Consider the following 262-nt stretch of genomic DNA (forward strand, 5'->3'; position numbering starts at 1 on the left):
GCTCCGGCCGCATCGAGGCGGCTCTGGACGTCTTTGACGACGAGCCGCTGCCTGCAGATAGTCCGTTCCGCGATCCCGCACTGGCCAATGTCACCATTTCGCCGCACGCCGCCGGTCACACCGAAGAGGCGCATCTCGCCCAGGGACAGGCCATGGTGGATGAAATCGGCCGGCTGCTTCGCCGCGAACCGCTCCAGCATGAAGTGTCGCGCGCCATGCTCGATCGCATGGCATGACCATGGACAGAACCATTGGAGGTTCC

General features: G+C 64.5%; 1 protein-coding gene. It reads left to right on the forward strand.

Translation table 11 applies throughout. The features are described 5' to 3' along the window. Positions 1-236, forward strand: a 236-nt coding sequence (locus EOD29_RS32695; protein WP_281059254.1) for an NAD(P)-dependent oxidoreductase, incomplete at its 5' end; no start/stop codon positions are given. Between the last annotated feature and the right edge of the window lie 26 nt (positions 237-262).

Origin of the sequence: Mesorhizobium sp. M1A.T.Ca.IN.004.03.1.1 (assembly GCF_003997555.1) — a bacterium.
Classification (GTDB): domain Bacteria; phylum Pseudomonadota; class Alphaproteobacteria; order Rhizobiales; family Rhizobiaceae; genus Mesorhizobium.